Annotated in this window: 19 protein-coding genes; 6 read left to right on the top strand and 13 right to left on the bottom strand. The window is 67.0% G+C overall.

The window, feature by feature from the left end; translation table 11 throughout:
- Positions 1 to 10: 10 nt before the first annotated feature.
- From lptB to ABQY64_RS14610, 5 genes are read right to left on the bottom strand one after another with little or no spacing between them, the layout of a single operon-like run.
- A complete protein-coding gene (gene lptB, locus ABQY64_RS14630; protein ID WP_016904606.1) occupies positions 11 to 730 on the bottom strand; it encodes an LPS export ABC transporter ATP-binding protein in 720 nt (239 codons plus the stop codon).
- Positions 730 to 1,290: a lipopolysaccharide transport periplasmic protein LptA gene (gene lptA / locus ABQY64_RS14625; protein WP_104553927.1), complete on the bottom strand. Its 561-nt coding sequence runs from the start codon at positions 1,288 to 1,290 to the stop codon at positions 730 to 732. Before lptA ends, lptB begins: the two co-directional genes overlap by 1 nt.
- Positions 1,268 to 1,843, bottom strand: a complete 576-nt coding sequence (lptC, locus tag ABQY64_RS14620) for an LPS export ABC transporter periplasmic protein LptC (RefSeq protein WP_039519781.1) — start codon at positions 1,841 to 1,843, stop codon at positions 1,268 to 1,270. The genes lptA and lptC overlap by 23 nt, the downstream gene beginning before the upstream one ends.
- Positions 1,840 to 2,388, bottom strand: coding sequence for an HAD family hydrolase (locus tag ABQY64_RS14615; RefSeq protein ID WP_024938741.1), 549 nt, complete (start codon positions 2,386 to 2,388; stop codon positions 1,840 to 1,842). The genes lptC and ABQY64_RS14615 overlap by 4 nt, the downstream gene beginning before the upstream one ends.
- A 49-nt stretch (positions 2,389 to 2,437) precedes the next feature.
- Positions 2,438 to 3,439, bottom strand: a complete 1,002-nt coding sequence (locus ABQY64_RS14610; RefSeq protein ID WP_024938742.1) for a KpsF/GutQ family sugar-phosphate isomerase — start codon at positions 3,437 to 3,439, stop codon at positions 2,438 to 2,440.
- A 53-nt stretch (positions 3,440 to 3,492) separates the two neighbouring features.
- On the opposite strand from ABQY64_RS14610, the gene ABQY64_RS14605 reads away from it, so the two are divergent.
- The 3 genes from ABQY64_RS14605 (at position 3,493) to ABQY64_RS14595 (ending at position 5,434) form a co-directional block, all read left to right on the top strand.
- On the top strand, positions 3,493 to 3,720 hold the full coding sequence (locus ABQY64_RS14605) for a BolA family protein (protein WP_016905061.1): 228 nt from the start codon (positions 3,493 to 3,495) through the stop codon (positions 3,718 to 3,720).
- A 119-nt stretch (positions 3,721 to 3,839) separates the two neighbouring features.
- Positions 3,840 to 5,114, top strand: coding sequence for a UDP-N-acetylglucosamine 1-carboxyvinyltransferase (gene murA / locus ABQY64_RS14600; RefSeq protein WP_102251577.1), 1,275 nt, complete (start codon positions 3,840 to 3,842; stop codon positions 5,112 to 5,114).
- Complete coding sequence (locus ABQY64_RS14595) at positions 5,111 to 5,434, top strand: hypothetical protein (protein ID WP_046343664.1); 324 nt, start codon at positions 5,111 to 5,113, stop codon at positions 5,432 to 5,434. The genes murA and ABQY64_RS14595 overlap by 4 nt, the downstream gene beginning before the upstream one ends.
- A 211-nt stretch (positions 5,435 to 5,645) precedes the next feature.
- Here ABQY64_RS14595 and ABQY64_RS14590 read toward each other — a convergent pair whose 3' ends face one another.
- The 5 genes from ABQY64_RS14590 to purM all read right to left on the bottom strand — a co-directional run bounded on the left by ABQY64_RS14590 (position 5,646) and on the right by purM (position 9,522).
- Positions 5,646 to 6,329 carry a DUF3108 domain-containing protein gene (locus ABQY64_RS14590; protein WP_349779836.1) on the bottom strand — a complete coding sequence of 228 codons (684 nt, stop codon included), beginning with the start codon at positions 6,327 to 6,329 and terminating at the stop codon, positions 5,646 to 5,648.
- 3 nt (positions 6,330 to 6,332) lie between these two features.
- On the bottom strand, positions 6,333 to 7,160 hold the full coding sequence (locus ABQY64_RS14585) for a DUF3108 domain-containing protein (RefSeq protein ID WP_184352277.1): 828 nt from the start codon (positions 7,158 to 7,160) through the stop codon (positions 6,333 to 6,335).
- A 65-nt stretch (positions 7,161 to 7,225) separates the two neighbouring features.
- The gene (gene purN / locus ABQY64_RS14580) at positions 7,226 to 7,879 is read right to left on the bottom strand and encodes a phosphoribosylglycinamide formyltransferase (RefSeq protein WP_184352278.1); all 654 of its coding nucleotides are present in this window, start codon (positions 7,877 to 7,879) and stop codon (positions 7,226 to 7,228) included.
- Between the two features lie 36 nt (positions 7,880 to 7,915).
- The gene (locus ABQY64_RS14575) at positions 7,916 to 8,374 is read right to left on the bottom strand and encodes a hypothetical protein (protein WP_184352741.1); all 459 of its coding nucleotides are present in this window, start codon (positions 8,372 to 8,374) and stop codon (positions 7,916 to 7,918) included.
- 14 nt (positions 8,375 to 8,388) lie between these two features.
- Complete coding sequence (gene purM, locus ABQY64_RS14570) at positions 8,389 to 9,522, bottom strand: phosphoribosylformylglycinamidine cyclo-ligase (protein ID WP_180971259.1); 1,134 nt, start codon at positions 9,520 to 9,522, stop codon at positions 8,389 to 8,391.
- Positions 9,523 to 9,544: 22 nt separating this feature from the next.
- On the opposite strand from purM, the gene ABQY64_RS14565 reads away from it, so the two are divergent.
- Genes ABQY64_RS14565 through hda form a run of 3 tightly spaced genes read left to right on the top strand, consistent with a single transcriptional unit; the run spans position 9,545 to position 12,527 of the window.
- Positions 9,545 to 10,657: a DUF2066 domain-containing protein gene (locus ABQY64_RS14565; protein WP_016904626.1), complete on the top strand. Its 1,113-nt coding sequence runs from the start codon at positions 9,545 to 9,547 to the stop codon at positions 10,655 to 10,657.
- On the top strand, positions 10,654 to 11,820 hold the full coding sequence (locus ABQY64_RS14560) for an AI-2E family transporter (RefSeq protein ID WP_016904627.1): 1,167 nt from the start codon (positions 10,654 to 10,656) through the stop codon (positions 11,818 to 11,820). Before ABQY64_RS14565 ends, ABQY64_RS14560 begins: the two co-directional genes overlap by 4 nt.
- Positions 11,817 to 12,527, top strand: coding sequence for a DnaA regulatory inactivator Hda (gene hda, locus ABQY64_RS14555; RefSeq protein ID WP_016904628.1), 711 nt, complete (start codon positions 11,817 to 11,819; stop codon positions 12,525 to 12,527). Before ABQY64_RS14560 ends, hda begins: the two co-directional genes overlap by 4 nt.
- A 378-nt stretch (positions 12,528 to 12,905) precedes the next feature.
- Here the strand turns inward: hda and murU are convergent, their stop codons facing one another.
- From murU to ABQY64_RS14540, 3 genes are read right to left on the bottom strand one after another with little or no spacing between them, the layout of a single operon-like run.
- Complete coding sequence (murU, locus tag ABQY64_RS14550; RefSeq protein ID WP_349779835.1) at positions 12,906 to 13,616, bottom strand: N-acetylmuramate alpha-1-phosphate uridylyltransferase MurU; 711 nt, start codon at positions 13,614 to 13,616, stop codon at positions 12,906 to 12,908.
- On the bottom strand, positions 13,613 to 14,635 hold the full coding sequence (locus tag ABQY64_RS14545; protein ID WP_167707031.1) for an aminoglycoside phosphotransferase family protein: 1,023 nt from the start codon (positions 14,633 to 14,635) through the stop codon (positions 13,613 to 13,615). Before ABQY64_RS14545 ends, murU begins: the two co-directional genes overlap by 4 nt.
- 58 nt (positions 14,636 to 14,693) lie before the next feature.
- Entirely contained in the window at positions 14,694 to 14,966 is a 273-nt protein-coding gene (locus ABQY64_RS14540) for a GlsB/YeaQ/YmgE family stress response membrane protein (protein ID WP_054591453.1), read from the bottom strand.
- Between the last annotated feature and the right edge of the window lie 127 nt (positions 14,967 to 15,093).

Genomic DNA, 15,093 nt, shown 5'->3' with positions numbered 1-15,093 from the left:
GGCGACGCGCTCAAAGGCGGAAAGTTTCCCCCAGATACACGCGACGGACGTCGGGATTGGCTAGCAGCGCATCTGGTGCCCCCTGCGCCAGCACGCCCCCCTCGGCGAGAATATACGCGCGGTCGCAGATTCCCAAGGTTTCGCGCACGTTGTGATCGGTGATCAACACGCCAATGCCGCGTTCCTTGAGGTGGATGATGATGCGCTGGATCTCGCCGACCGAAATCGGGTCGACGCCGGCAAAGGGCTCGTCGAGCAGCATCATGCGCGGCTTGGCCGCCAGCGCCCGCGCGATCTCGCAGCGCCGCCGCTCGCCGCCGGACAGGCTGGCGCCGAGCTGGTCGGCCACATGGGTGATCTGCAGTTCTTCCAGCAGCGAGACCAGTTCCTTCTCGCGGCCGGCGCCATCCAGCTCTTCGCGTAGCTCCAGCACCAGGCGGATGTTGTCGGCCACGGTAAGCTTGCGGAAGATCGAGGGTTCCTGCGGCAGATAGCCGACACCGAGCTTGGCGCGGGCGTACATCGGTTCGGCGGTGAGATCGCGGCCGTCCAGCTCGATACGCCCGGCATCGGCCTCGACCAGGCCGACGATCATGTAGAAGCAGGTGGTCTTGCCGGCACCGTTGGGGCCGAGCAGGCCGACCACTTCGCCGGCCTCGAGCGTGAGGCCGAATTCCTTGACCACTTCGCGTTGCTTGTACTTCTTGCGCAGACCGGTGGCGACCAGCATTACTTCTTCCCCTGCGGCTTGGCCGCGGGCTTGGCGGCCGGCGTCGTCGCAGGCGCTGCTGCCGCCGGCGCTGCGGTCTTGGGCTGGATGATCGTGCGCACGCGGCTGCCGTCGCCGCCGCTCTGCATGTTGCCGGTCTTGGTGTTGTAGACCATGCGCTGGCCGGCGTTGGTGCCTTTGGGCGAGTCGACCTTGTAGTTGCCGGTCAGCACGATGACTTCGTTGGCGACCTGGTACTCGATGTTGTCGGCCTGGCCGTTCATCATCGCGCCGTCGTCCATCTGCTGCTTCAGCGTGGCCTGCTTGCCGGTCAGCACGACGCGGTCGGTCTGGCCGTTCTTCTGGAAGATGTCGGCGGTGTCGGCGTGGATTTCCAGCGTGCCCTGGGTGATCACCACATTGCCGCTGAAGCGGCACTTGCCGCTGTCGTCGAGCATGTTGCAATCGTTGGCATTGGAGTCGATCGCCATCGGCTGATTGCGGTCGCTGGTCTTGGCCATCGCAAGGGCGGGCAGCAGCAGCGCGGCAAACGCCAGTTTAGCGGGCAGCATTCGGTTCATAGCGGGTCTTGACCTGGGAAAGGAGCTTGTACTGGCGTGATTTGAGATCGGCCTCGAAGCCGACCCCGCTCTGCATGATACCCGGCCGGCTCATGCTCACCGGGGCCGCGGTCTTGGCGAGGTTCTGCTTCGGGAACACGTCCAGGCTCTGGGTGCGGAAGGTGGTCGGCGGGGTCGCGCCGCCGGTGGGGCTGTCGCCCTCGACATCGCCGCGCAAGCGCAGCTCGTCGCCCGTGGGGCTGATCCAGCCGGTCTTGGAGCGCAGCGTCCACGGTTGGTTAGTGTTGTCAGGCAGCAGGAACACCGGGGTGGTGACTTCGGAAGTGCGATCGGCGCGGTTGCGATGCATCTCCGGCGCGCGCAGCGTCATCGATTCCTTGCCGGTCTCCTTGTCCAGCGCAATCAATTCGAAATCGCGCAGCACGTAGTCAGCGCGCGAATCGTCCGTCGCCGCGGCGACCGGCCGCGCGCGCTGCTGCCACGCCGACCAGCCGGAAATCACCGCAGCGGCAAACAGCGCGACGCCCAGGGTGGTGCGCCAGTTCCAGCTCATGCCGAGAACCTTTCGATAATGCCCTCGACCTGGCCCTGCGCGGCCAGCACCACATCGCAGACCTCGCGCGCGGCGCCTTCGCCGCCACGTGCCCGGGTATGCCACTGCACGCGCTCGGCGATCCACGGGTGCGCATTGGCCGGTGCCACCGGCAGGCCGACCGCCAGCAGGGCCGGCAGGTCCGGCAGGTCGTCGCCCATGAACAACACCTGGTCCAGCGACAGGCCGTGCTCCTGGCACAGGGCCAGCACTGCCAGGCGCTTGTTCTTGACCCCGATCTGCACGTGCAGGCCCAGATCCTGGCCGCGTTTTTCCGCCGACAGGCTGGCGCGTGCGGTGATAAGCGCGACATGGATGCCGGCATGGTCGAGCTGCTTGAGCCCCTGGCCGTCGAGCACATTGAACGACTTGCTCTCGTTACCGGCATGGTCGTAATACAAGCGGCCGTCGGTCAGGGTGCCGTCGACGTCGAAACAGGCCAGGCGGATACGCGCGGCGCGGTCGGTGATGTCGGCGGGCAGGTGCTGCAAAGGGGAATAGGGCATCGGCACGAATCGGTGAGAACGGGGTTCCAACGGTAGAAAACTGAACCTGTTAAACCACTTTGGCGCGCAACAGGTCGTGAATGTTCAATGCGCCCACCGCGCGCTGCTGCGCGTCGACCACGATCAAACCGTTGATCTTGTAATCCTCCATCAGCCGTGCGGCTTCGGCGGCCAGCTGGTCGGCGCCGATGGTGCGCGGGTTGCGCGTCATCACCTGGGCAATGCCGGCGCTGCGCACGTCGATGTCGCTGTCCAGCGCACGGCGCAGATCGCCGTCGGTGAACAGGCCGATCAGGCGCCCGTCCGCGTCCACCACGGCAGTCATGCCCAGCCGCTTGCGGCTCATTTCCATCAGCGCCTCGCTCAGGCTGGCGTCCTCGCGCACGCGCGGCAGGTCATCGCCGCTGTGCATCACGTCGGTGATGTGCAGCAGCAGGCGCCGGCCCAGGCTGCCGGCCGGATGCGAGCGCGCAAAATCGTCGGCGGTGAAGCCGCGCGCGTCCAGCAGCGCCACGGCCAGCGCGTCGCCCATCGCCAGCGAGGCGGTGGTGCTGGAGGTGGGCGCCAGATGCAGCGGGCAGGCTTCGGCCGACACGCTCACGTCCAGATGCACGTCGGCGGCCTGCGCCAGCGAGGAGTTCGGGCGCCCGGTCATGGCGATGATCGGGTTGCCCTGGCGCTTGAGCACCGGCAGCAGCATGCGCACCTCGTCCGATTCGCCGGAGTAGGACAGCGCCAGCACGATGTCGGCCTCGGTGATCATGCCCAGGTCGCCGTGCCCGGCCTCGCCCGGATGCACGAAGAACGCCGGCGTGCCGGTGGAGGCCAGGGTGGCGGCGATCTTGCGCGCGATATGCCCGGACTTGCCCATGCCGGTGGCCACCACGCGCCCGCGCGAGGCCAGTACCAGCCGGCAGGCGGCGGCGAAGTCGCTGCCGATCCGCGCGCCCACGCTGGCCAGCGCCTCGCGCTCGATCTCCAGCACGCGCTGGCCGCTGGCGACCAGGCTGGCGTCGCTGACGGTGGCGGAGGGCAGGTGCGAGACGGCCATGCGGGACTCGGGTGAAGAGTAGAATGTGCGCTCATTTTATGAGGAAACGCCCTTTGGACGCCGAAACCATCCGTAAACTCATCGAATCCGGCTTGCCCGAAGCCCGCGTCGACGTGCACGGCGACGACGGCGTGCACTTCGAGGCGACCGTGATCAGCCCCGCATTCGCCGGCAAGGCCCCGTTGGCGCGCCACCGCATGGTCTACGCGACCCTGGGCGAACTGATGGGCGGCGCGATCCACGCGCTGCAGCTCAAGACGCTGACGCCCGACGAAGGCTGAGCGTCAGCCAGGTCCTGGCCGGTCAGGCTGCGCCTGCGCCCCGACTGCCAGCGGCCCGGCCGGCTCCTGGCCACCCTTCCCATTCCCCCGACATCCCTTTTCGGATTCCCCAAGCTCCCATGGCAAAAATCGTAGTGACCGGCGGCCAAGCGCTGCACGGTGAGGTCAATATTTCCGGCGCCAAGAACGCGGTGCTGCCGATCCTGTGCGCGACCCTGCTGGCCGATGCGCCGGTGGAGATCAGCAACGTGCCGCATCTGCACGATGTGATCACCACGGTGAAACTGCTCAGCGAACTGGGCGCCGAGGTCACCATCGACGAAGGCACGCTGGCCAAGGGCCGCTCGATCCTGGTCGACCCGCGCTCGGTCACCCACCAGGTCGCGCCCTATGAGCTGGTCAAGACCATGCGCGCCTCGATCCTGGTGCTCGGCCCGCTGCTGGCGCGCTACGGCACCGCCGAGGTGTCGCTGCCCGGCGGCTGCGCGATCGGCTCACGCCCGGTCGACCAGCACATCAAGGGCCTGCAGGCGCTGGGTGCGGAGATCAGCGTGGAGAACGGCTACATCAAGGCCACCAGCAACGGGCGCCTGAAGGGTGGCCGCTACGTGTTCGACATGGTCAGCGTCACCGGTACCGAGAACGTGCTGATGGCCGCCGTGCTGGCCGAAGGCACCACCGTGCTGGAGAACGCGGCGATGGAGCCGGAAGTCACCGACCTGGCCGACTGCCTGATCGCACTCGGTGCGCAGATCGAAGGTGCCGGCACGCCGCGCATCGTGGTGCAGGGCGTGGAGCGCCTGGGCGGCGGGCACCATGCGGTGCTGCCGGATCGCATCGAGACCGGCACCTTCCTGGTCGCCGCGGCGATGACCGGCGGCAGCGTCAGCGTGCGCCGCGCCCGTCCGGACACCCTGGACGCGGTGCTGGACAAGCTCACCGAAGCCGGTGCCAGCATCACCACCACTGCCGACAGCATCACGCTGGACATGCACGGCAAGCGCCCGCGTGCGGTCAACCTGACCACTGCGCCGTACCCGGCGTTCCCCACCGACATGCAGGCGCAATTCATGGCGCTCAACTGCGTGGCCGACGGGGTGGGCGTGATCAACGAAACCATCTTCGAAAACCGCTTCATGCACGTCAACGAACTGCTGCGCCTGGGCGCGGACATCCAGGTCGAAGGCCATACCGCGATCGTGCGCGGCGCCGAGCGCCTCAGCGGCGCGCCGGTGATGGCGACCGATCTGCGCGCGTCGGCATCGTTGATCCTGGCCGGCCTGGTGGCCGACGGCGACACCACCATCGATCGCATCTACCACCTGGACCGTGGCTACGAAAACATCGAGGAGAAGCTGGGGGCGCTGGGCGCGACCATCCGGCGCATCGCATGATCCTGCGCGGGCGCTTCACCACCCGGCGCAAGATCCTGCTCGGCGTGATCGTGCTGATCCTGGCGTGGCTGGCCTATGCCTGGTCGGTGGGCATGGCGATCACCCAGGGCGTCGAGTTCAAGGACATGGACTGGAACAACGACGGCACCGCCAGCCGCGACGAGATCGCGCAGTCGTTCTATGCGGTGGCGGTCAAGAAGACCGTCGAAGGCAAGCGCCATTGCGACCTGTTCTACTGGCGCAGCACCGGCGAGCAGATCCGCGTGGACTGCCGCACGGTGTTCTCCAGCGGCGATGACAAGGCGGCCGCCAAGCCCTGAGGGTCGAGCGTTTCTGCGTGCTGCGCAGATTCCGCCGCACGCCGATCGAAATGAAGAGCCCGGCTTGCAGCCGGGCTTTTCATCGCTGTCGGAGGCAGGATGCCTGTCAAGCAGGTTCCATGCCCTGGTAGGAGCGTGCCTGCGCGCGACGGGGCGTTACCGATAAAGCCCCGTCGCGCGCAGGCACGCTCCTAGCAGGCGCGTCTGGCGCTTAGCGCAGGCCCTTGATGGTCAGGTCCAGTGCGTCCTGGCCTTTTTCCTTCTGCAGCAGGCGTGCCGGCACCGGCAGATCCTTGACCACCCAGGCGATCAGTTCCTTGTCGCCGTCCACGCGCGAGACTTTGGTCGCCTGTTCCTGCTTGCCGTTGACGGTGATGGTTTCCTTGCCGACCACCTTGTAGCTCATCGTCTTGATGCGGCCTTCGTCGACCATGCGGTAGTTCAGCGGCTTGCCAGCGGCCAGGTCGCGGGTAATGGCCAGGTTGATCAGCAGCGCATCCATGTCGCCGGGCTGCAATTTCACCGGGCCACGGCGGTCCGGCTTGATGTCGCCGCCCCAGGTCGCCTGGCTGGTTTTCCAGTCGTAGTTGGCGGTGACGTTGCGGCGCTTGACCATCATCGACGAGGTGTCGTTGCTGCTGACCGGACGCAGTTGGCCGTTGCTCTCTTCGAACACCGTGCTCTGGGTCAGGTTGGCCAGCTGGTTCTGGATGGTGAGCGTATAGCGCCACTGATTGGCGCCGGCGGCGGCCAGGGTCATGGTGCCGTTGGCCTGCATGCCCATGTAGTTGGCCGAATAATCGGCCTGGAACGGCTGCATGGCGAATGCGGGCAGGCTGGCCACCGCCAGTGCAGCAGCGGCGATCAGCGAACAGGTGCGGGAAACGGTGTGCATGGGTCAGGCTCCTTGATATTCGACCAGGCGTAGATCGACCTGATCCTCACCTTTGTCACGTTGCAGGATGCGCACCGGCGTGGGAACGCCGTTGGCGATCCAGAGGATGGTTTCGTTGTCGCCGCTGTTGACGCGGTACACGCGCAACGCGTCATAGCTGAGGTCGCCGACCTGCACCACTTCGGTGGCATCGGCGACCTTGTAGTCGTACTTGCGCACCCGGCCGACATCGACGTAGCGATAGCTCAGGCTGCGTCCGGGTTGCGCGTCGCGCATCAGCGACAGGTTCAGCGACAGCGCGCTCTGGTCGCCGCGCTGCAGGGGAATCGCCTGCTGGCGCTCCTTCTTCAGATCGCCGTCCCACTGGGCGCTGGCGGTCTGCCAGTTGTAGACGCCGGTGACCTTCTTGCCGAAGAACATCGCCTTGCGCACCGTGCTCTGGCTCAACGGTACATAGGTGTCCCCATCGACGCGGAACACCGTGCTCTGTTCCAGATTGAGTCCCAGGATGCTGGCAAAGCCCTTGCGGCCGCGCACCGACATGTCGATACGCCACTGGCTGCCTTCGCCGTTGCTGACCTGCATGGTGGCATCGCCGGCTTCCTTGCCGCGGTAGAACGCCTGGTAGGTGGCCACGAAGGGTTGCAGTGGCGGCGGCGTCCAGGTGCTGGCAGGCAGGGCCGCTGCAGAGGCCGGCGCCGCTGGTAGCGCCGCAGCTGGAGCAGGGGCCGCTGGCGCAGGCACGGCAGGCGCCTGTTGCGCACGGCCGGCACCGGCCGGGGCGAGCAGGGCGGTGGTCAACAGCGCGGTCGCGATCGGGAGGAGTTTCATGCGCTGGGAGGGAGGCACGGGGCCGCCAGGATGTCCGAGACAGGATGAGGAGGGCGTATCCGCATTCAGGCAAGTGCGGTGTCAGCGGACTCTAGTCGCAGTGGCGTAAACAGGCACTGACCGTCGATATGGACGCCATCGCCACGCACCTCCACACGCCCGCTGGCGAGCAGGTCCAGCATGGCCAGCAGCAGCGGGTGCTCGCGCGCCAGCACACGCGCGGCCAGCTGCTCGGGGCTGTCGTCGGGCAGCACCGGCACGCGCGCCTGCGCGATCACCGTGCCGGCGTCCAGTTCCGGCACCACCAGGTGCACGCTGGCGCCATGTTCGGTATCGCCGGCTTCCAGTGCGCGGGCATGGGTATGCAGGCCGCGGTATTTGGGCAGCAGCGAGGGGTGGATGTTGAGCATGCGCCCGACAAAGCGACGCACCAGCGGTTCGCCGAGGATGCGCATGTAGCCGGCGCAGATCACCCAGTCCGGCTGCGCGGCGGCGATTGCATCGCCCAGCGCAGCGTCGAAGGCCGCGCGGTCGGCAAAGTCGCGCGGGCTGGCGCTCCAGCGCAATGCCTCATCGACCTTGTGCAGTGCCGGCGCCTGTGGGCGGTCGGAAAACACGCCGACGACCTCGGCCGGCAGCCGGCCGCTGGCGATGGCATCAAGAATGGCCTGCAGGTTGCTGCCACGGCCGGAGGCCAGGACCGCCAGACGCAGGCTCATGGGGTCGGGTTCGCTGAAGTCATGGGGCAGTGCGCGTCACGCGGCGGTGGCGGTCGGCGCGAACAAGGCCTTGACCTGTGGGCGCAGCAGCACCACCAGTGTAAACACGCCGACGACGGTGCCGAACGGCATGAAGGAGCAGGAAATGCCGGCCACGATCAGGCACAGCAGATGCCGTCTGCGCTGGGCAATGCAGCGGCCCGCGTAGGCCATGAACGCCGCCAGCGTCAGGCCGCAGCCAATGAACACAGCCGCGAACGCCACGAAGAACCAGCCGAACAATCGCGGATCCATCGATGGTGCGTCCGCATTGGCATGTGTCATGGGCAGGTGCCCCGTGATGATTGCAATGCCCATGAACAGATGGATCAACGGGAAAAGTGAAAACAGCGCAGTGATGGCGGCCAGCACATAGTGAAAGACCGACAGCAGTTTCAGGTGCTGGAGATCGTCAGCGCTGGCCGATGCCGGCAGTGCGCGTGGGGAAGCGTCCATGCAGCTCTCCTCGATCAACCGATCCGCACGCGCTCGTCGCCCTGCGCCGGGACCACCTGGCCGATGCGCCAGTGCGCCAGCGACTGCGCATCCAGCGCCTGTTCCAGCGCGGCAGCCTGCTCGGGGGCGGCGATCAGCACGAAGCCGATGCCGCAGTTGAAGGTGCGCCACATTTCGGCATCGGCCACCGCGCCTTCGCGCTGCAGCCAGGCGAATACCGGCGGCAGCGTCCAGGCCTTGGCGTCGATGTCCAGGCCCAGGCCGTCGGGGATCACCCGGATGATGTTTTCGGTCAGCCCGCCGCCGGTGATGTGCGCCATGGCGTGGATGCTGTCGCCATACGACTTGAGCAGCGCCAGGATCGGCTTGACGTACAGCGCGGTCGGCGCCATCAGCGCATCGATTAGCTTGACGCCGTCATCCAGCACCAACTCGGCGGGTGAGCCGGCACGTTCGTAGATCTTGCGGATCAGCGAGTAGCCATTGGAATGCGGGCCGGACGAGGCGATGCCGATCAGCACGTCGCCCGCGCGCACCTGTGCGCCGTCCAGCAGCTGCGATTTTTCCACCGCGCCGACGGTGAAGCCGGCCAGGTCGTACTCGCCCGGCGGATACATGTCGGGCATCTCGGCGGTTTCGCCGCCGATCAGGGCGCAGCCGGACAGCTCGCAGCCGCGCGCAATGCCGCCGACCACCGCCGCGGCGGTGTCCACGTCCAGCTTGCCGGTGGCGAAATAATCCAGGAAGAACAACGGCTCGGCGCCCTGCACCAGCACGTCGTTGACGCACATGCCGACCAGGTCGATGCCGATGGTGTCGTGTCGGCCCAGCTGCTGCGCCAGCTTGAGCTTGGTACCGACGCCGTCGGTGCCGGACACCAGCACCGGCTCGCGGTACTTGCCGGACAGGTCGAACAAGGCGCCAAAACCGCCCAGGCCACCCATCACCTCCGGCCGGAAGCTGCGCTTGACCAGCGGCTTGATACGTTCGACCAATGCATTGCCGGCATCGATGTCGACACCTGCCTCACGGTAGGTCATGGGCGAGGGATTGGAAGGCGTTGGGCTGGTCACGGGCGGGGAGGGCTCGGCTGTAAAGGCGGCGATTTTAGCAGCCACGTTGGCGCTGGCGTCCCATTCGGGCAACAATTCACCCGGATACGCTTACGTCATGGAACCGTCGATGCGCCGCAGTCTCGCTTTCTTTCTCGCCCTCGTGGTCGCCATGCCCCTCGCGCCAGCCTTTGCGCAGGCCGATCTACGCACCGAAGGCGACGTCGCCAAGGCGCAAAGTGCCTACGAGGCCGAAGTGCCGGTCAACAGCCAGAGCGAGTCCGATCGCCCCGGTGCGCTGGCGCGCGCGCTGGGCGCGGTGCTGGGCAAGGTCTCCGGCGACCGCGGCGTGATGAGCCGCCCCGGCGTCTCGCAGGCATTGCGCGGCGCGCCGGGCTATGTCGAAAACTACGATTACCGTCAGGACCAGGGCACCTCGCGCACCGGCGCGCCGACTTTCCGCACCGTGCTGGTGGCGCGCTTCCGGCAATCGGACGTGGATGGCCTGATCGCCGCGCTGGGTCTGCCGGTGTGGCCGCTGCCGCGGCCCAAGCCGGTGCTGTGGCTGGCCATCGACGACGGAAGCGGCCCGCGCCTGGTCGGCGTGGCGCAGGCCAATGCCGCGCGCAGCGTGCTGGACCGGGCGATCGAGCGCGGCTACCGGCTCGGCCTGCCTGGCGGTGCCGCCGCCGAGCAGGTGCTGGCCGGCGCGATCTGGCGCAAGGACACCGCCGCAGTGGCACGCGCCTCGGCCAAGTACAGCCCGCCGATGCAGTTGATCGGCAAGCTCTACCGCAATGACGCCGGCTGGACCGCCGATTGGGTCTTCGTCGACAACGGCAACGTGCTGTCCAGCTGGACCAGCAGCGACGCCGACGCGCGTCGCGCGATGGCTGCCGGTGCCGATGGCGCCGCCGATGCGCTGGTCAAGCGCTACGCCAAGCGCGTGGATTCGGGTGTGCCCGGGGTCTACCGCGCGGTGATCACCGGCATCAGCAGCGCCGACGATTACCTGCGTGTCTCTGCCGCACTGCAGGGCGTCTCGGTGGTGCGTAGCATCCGCCCGGTCAGCGCCAATGGCGACCGCATGGAAGTGGATCTGGAATTGCTCACGGGCATTTCCGGCCTCAACCGTATGCTCGGCGACAACAGCCCGTTGGTGCCCGTTTCGGTACCGACCGAGGGCCCGATCATTCTCGAAAACGAGCACGCCGAGTACCGCCTGAAATGACTTTGACTCCCGAAGCCGAGATCGCCCTGTTTCTGCGTCGCCTGAAATGGGTGGCGGTGACCGTCGGCGTGTTGTGGGTGGTATCGCTGCTGTCGCCGATCCTGACGCCGTTCGTGCTGGCGCTGCTGCTGGCCTGGTTGGGCGACCCGCTGGTGGACCGCATCGAGCGCGCCGGCCGCTCGCGCAACATCGCGGTGGTGCTGGTATTCGTGCTGGCGCTGCTGTTATTCGTGCTGGCGCTGATGATCCTGGTGCCGATGATCGAGCGCCAGATCATGACCCTGATCGACGCGCTGCCGCAGATGCGTGCCTGGGCCATCAGTACCGCGATCCCGTGGCTGGAAGCCAAGACCGGCGTGGAGCTGATGGGCTGGCTGGACCCGGAGCGCCTGATCGACTGGATCCGCAGCCACTGGGAGCAGGCCGGTGGCGCCGCCAAGACCTTCTTCGGCTACGTGCAGCGGTCGGGCTTTGCGATGGTGACATGGGTGATCAACCTGGCATTGCTGCCGATCCTGGCGTTCTACTTCCTGCGCGACTGGGACCGCCTGGTCGAGCGTGTGGCCGCGGTCATTCCGCGCGCCTACATCGGCACCGTGAGCCGGCTGGCGCAGGAATCCAACGACGTGCTGGGTGGCTTCATCCGCGGCCAGTTCCTGGTGATGCTGGCGCTTGGGGCGATCTACGCCGCTGGCCTGTCCATCATCGGGCTCAATCTGGGCCTGTTGATCGGCATCATTGCCGGCCTGATCAGCTTCATTCCGTATCTGGGCGCCACCACCGGCATCGTGCTCGCCCTGCTGGCGGCGGTGGTGCAGGCACAGGGCTTCGACCTGAAGCTGCTGATCGGCGTCGGGGTAGTGTTCACCGTTGGCCAGCTGCTGGAAAGCTATGTGCTGACGCCGCGCATCGTCGGCGACAAGATCGGCCTGCATCCGGTGGCGGTGATCTTCGCGGTGATGGCGGGCGGCCAGTTGTTCGGCTTCCTCGGCATGCTGCTGGCGCTGCCGGTGGCGGCGGTGGCTAATGTGCTGCTGCGCTATGCGCATGAGCAGTACACGCGCAGCGATCTGTATGCGGGCGAACGTGCCGGCATCGTGCTGCAGTCCACCAACGAGCGCAGCGTGATCATCGACCCAGGCAAGGACACCGATCGGCTGTGAGCGTTCCGCAGTTGCCACTGGCGCTACGCGCGCCGCCCGATCAGCGATTCGATAGTTACATCGCCGCGCCCGACGGCCTGCTGTCGCAACTGCAGGCGTTGGCGGTCGGACAGGTGAGCGACTGGCTGTATCTGGCCGGCCCCGCCGGCACCGGCAAGACGCATCTGGCGTTGTCGTTGTGCGCGGCCGCCGAGCAGGCCGGGCGCGCCCCGGCGTACCTGCCTCTGCACGCCGCCACTGGCCGGTTGCGCGATGCGCTGGAAGCGCTGGAAGGGCGCAGCCTGGTCGCACTGGACGGCGTGGAAAGCATTGCCGGACAGCGCGACGACGAAGTGGCGCTGTTCGATTTCCACAACCGCGCGCGCGCTGCCGGCACCACCTTGCTGTACACCGCGCGGCACATGCCCGACGGCCTGGCCTTGGTGTTGCCGGATCTGCGCTCGCGGCTGTCGCAATGCGTCCGCATCAGCCTGCCGGTACTCGACGACGCAGGGCGCGCGGCGGTGTTGCGCGATCGTGCGCAACGGCGCGGACTGGCACTGGACGAGGCAGCAATCGACTGGCTGCTGACCCATAGCGAACGCGAACTGGCCGGACTGGTGGCATTGCTGGACCGGCTGGATCGCGAATCGCTGGCTGCCAAGCGCCGCATCACCGTGCCGTTCCTGCGGCGGGTGCTGGAGGATCGCGGCTCTTCGAGCAGTTGACGGGATTACTGTATTCGGCGCTAGATCGCGGGTTGCTTAGCGCTTCCCATCTGCACATCTATCGCGGTGTCCGGGCATTCGAGGCACATCGCCTGAAGCTTGTAGAGCAGCTGATCTGCGGGTTGGCTGCGTGGCCCTTGCCTGCCCACCATCGCAGGACACGCCGCAAGTACGTCCATGTAGGCTCTTACGCGGCATCCATGCCGCGTAAGGTCCCGCGACGGTAGGCGGGCAAGGACCTGTCCGGATGGTCGGTGCGCATGGACAAGAGCAGGAGCGGCGCCGGCGCGTTGGCTGCAAGTCCGTCGAGATGGTCGGTGTTTGGGGTTCGAACAATGCGCGACGCGCGGCTGGATATTTGCAGCGGCATGGTTGCGATCAGCCGCCGTCGCGCAGTAACCGGGCATCCAGCTCCGCCAATCGCTGCGGCGTGCCGACATCGGTCCAGCGCCCGGCGTGGTGGATGCCATCGATCAGGCCTGCCGCCATCTGCGCGCGCAGGATCGGTGCCAGCGCGAAGCGCGGCGCGGTGCCGTGGTGCTCCGGGAGCTGGCCGATGACCGACTGCCAATCGCGCAGCAGCGCCGGTCGATACATGCCGATGCCGGCGTAGGTCAGCGTCGCGGGTAGATCTGCACGTACCTTGCCATCGGCATCCAGCGCAAAGTCTGCGCGCGCCGCATAGGCGGGTTGATCGACCAGCACCAACTGGGCCAGGCCCGCTGGCGCGGCCGACAGCCGCGCGAAATCGAAATCGGTCCAGATATCGCCGTTGACCAGCAGGAACGGGGCCTCGCCCAGCAACGGCAACGCGTGCAACATGCCGCCGCCGGTTTCCAGCGGGGTGTCGCCCTCGAAGGAGTACGTCAGCCGCAGCCCGAACGCGCTGCCATCGCCCAGTTCCTGCGGAAACTGCTCGGCCAGCCACGAGGTATTGATCACCACCTCGTCCACGCCCAGCGCGGCCAGCTTGCGCAGATGCCAGACGATCAGCGGTGTGCCGCCGACCGACAGCAGCGGCTTGGGCGTGCGCTCGGTCAACGGACGCATGCGCTCGCCGAAACCGGCGGCGAAGATCAGTGCCTTCATGCGCCGGCCTGCGCGGAGCGTGCCGCCAGGGCAGGTTTGACCAGGTTTTCCAGCAGGCCGATCAGTGGCGCAAGGTCCGGATGACGCGGCAACACCTCGTCCAGATAGACGATGAAACGCGGCACGTTATCCAGATACCAGTGCTTGCCGTCGCGATGGCTCAGGCGCGAGAAGATGCCGAGATTCTTCAGGTGCCGCTGCACGCCCATCCAGTCCGCATCGCGCAGGAATTGCGCCAGCGGCGGCACCGGCAATCCGGCCGCTGCGGCACGCGCGTGGTAGCGCTCCAGCCAGCCATCCACGCGCGCCAGCGGCCAACTCACCGAGGTGTCCTTGAACAGACTGATCGGGTCGTAGGCGATCGGCCCGATCACGCAATCCTGGAAATCCAGCACCGCCGGCCCGTCGCCGACCGGCATCAGATTGCGCGGCATGAAATCGCGGTGGGTAAAGACGCGCGGCTGCGCCAGTGCATTGTCCATCAAGCGGCGCTGCACCAACTGCAGCTGCTCGGCCTGGCCGCAATCCAGCTGCAGGCCCAGGTGGCGGCCAAGAAACCATTCTTCGAACAGTCCGGCGTCGCGTTGCAGCAGCGCCTCGCCGAACACGCCGCTGTCGGCAGGCGGCGCAATGCGCTGCAGCAGCAGCAACTGGCTGATCGCAGCATCCAGCAGCGCGTCGGCATTGGCGTCGGTCAGCACCTGCGCCAGGGTCGGCACGCCCAGGTCTTCCAGCAGCAGGAAGCCGGTTTCAAGATCCTGCGCAAGCACCTGCGGTACGCGCACGCCGTGGGTGCCGAGCAGGGCATGCATGCGCAACCAGGGCGCCACGTTTTCCAGTGCAGGTGGCGCATCCATCAGGATGCGGTCCACGCCGCGTCCTTGGGTACGCCAGTAACTGCGGAATCCCGCATCGACCGAGGCACGTTGCAGCGTGACCTCAGGGTCGTTCAACGCCTGCCGCGCCCATTGCAGGCGGAGCGCAGCGCGCGCGGTATCGGGAGTCAACGATGACGTCATGGGTAAATGCTGTGTCGTGAAGTGAGGCGCAGCCAGGTCGGCAGCGACGCCGGGTCGATCAACGCTTGCTGCCGCTGAACAGCCGGAGCAGCGCCAGGATCGCGATCGCACCCAGCAACGCGCCGAGGAAACCGGCCGGTTCGCCGGCGTGGTACCAGCCCATGTAGCGGCCGAACCAGCTGGCCACCAATGCGCCGGCGATGCCCAGCACGATGGTCAGCAGGCAACCCAGTCGCTGCGTGCCGGGCGTAATGAAACGGGCAAGCAGCCCGACCACGAAGCCGACCAGAATGATGTAAAGCCAGCTGTCGCTACCGAAGAGATTGTTCATCGCAGGCACTGAGGGAAGTGGGATCGGCAGACTAGCATTCGCTGCCGTGGCAACCACATGTGCAGCGCCGACTGCGACGAAGGCGTTGGGGTTATGTCCATGCGCGTGCCGCAGCGCACCGCAATGC

This window comes from Xanthomonas sp. WHRI 7065 (genome assembly GCF_040203115.2).
Lineage (GTDB): Bacteria > Pseudomonadota > Gammaproteobacteria > Xanthomonadales > Xanthomonadaceae > Xanthomonas > Xanthomonas arboricola.
This window is presented reverse-complemented; position numbering and strand designations above follow the sequence as displayed.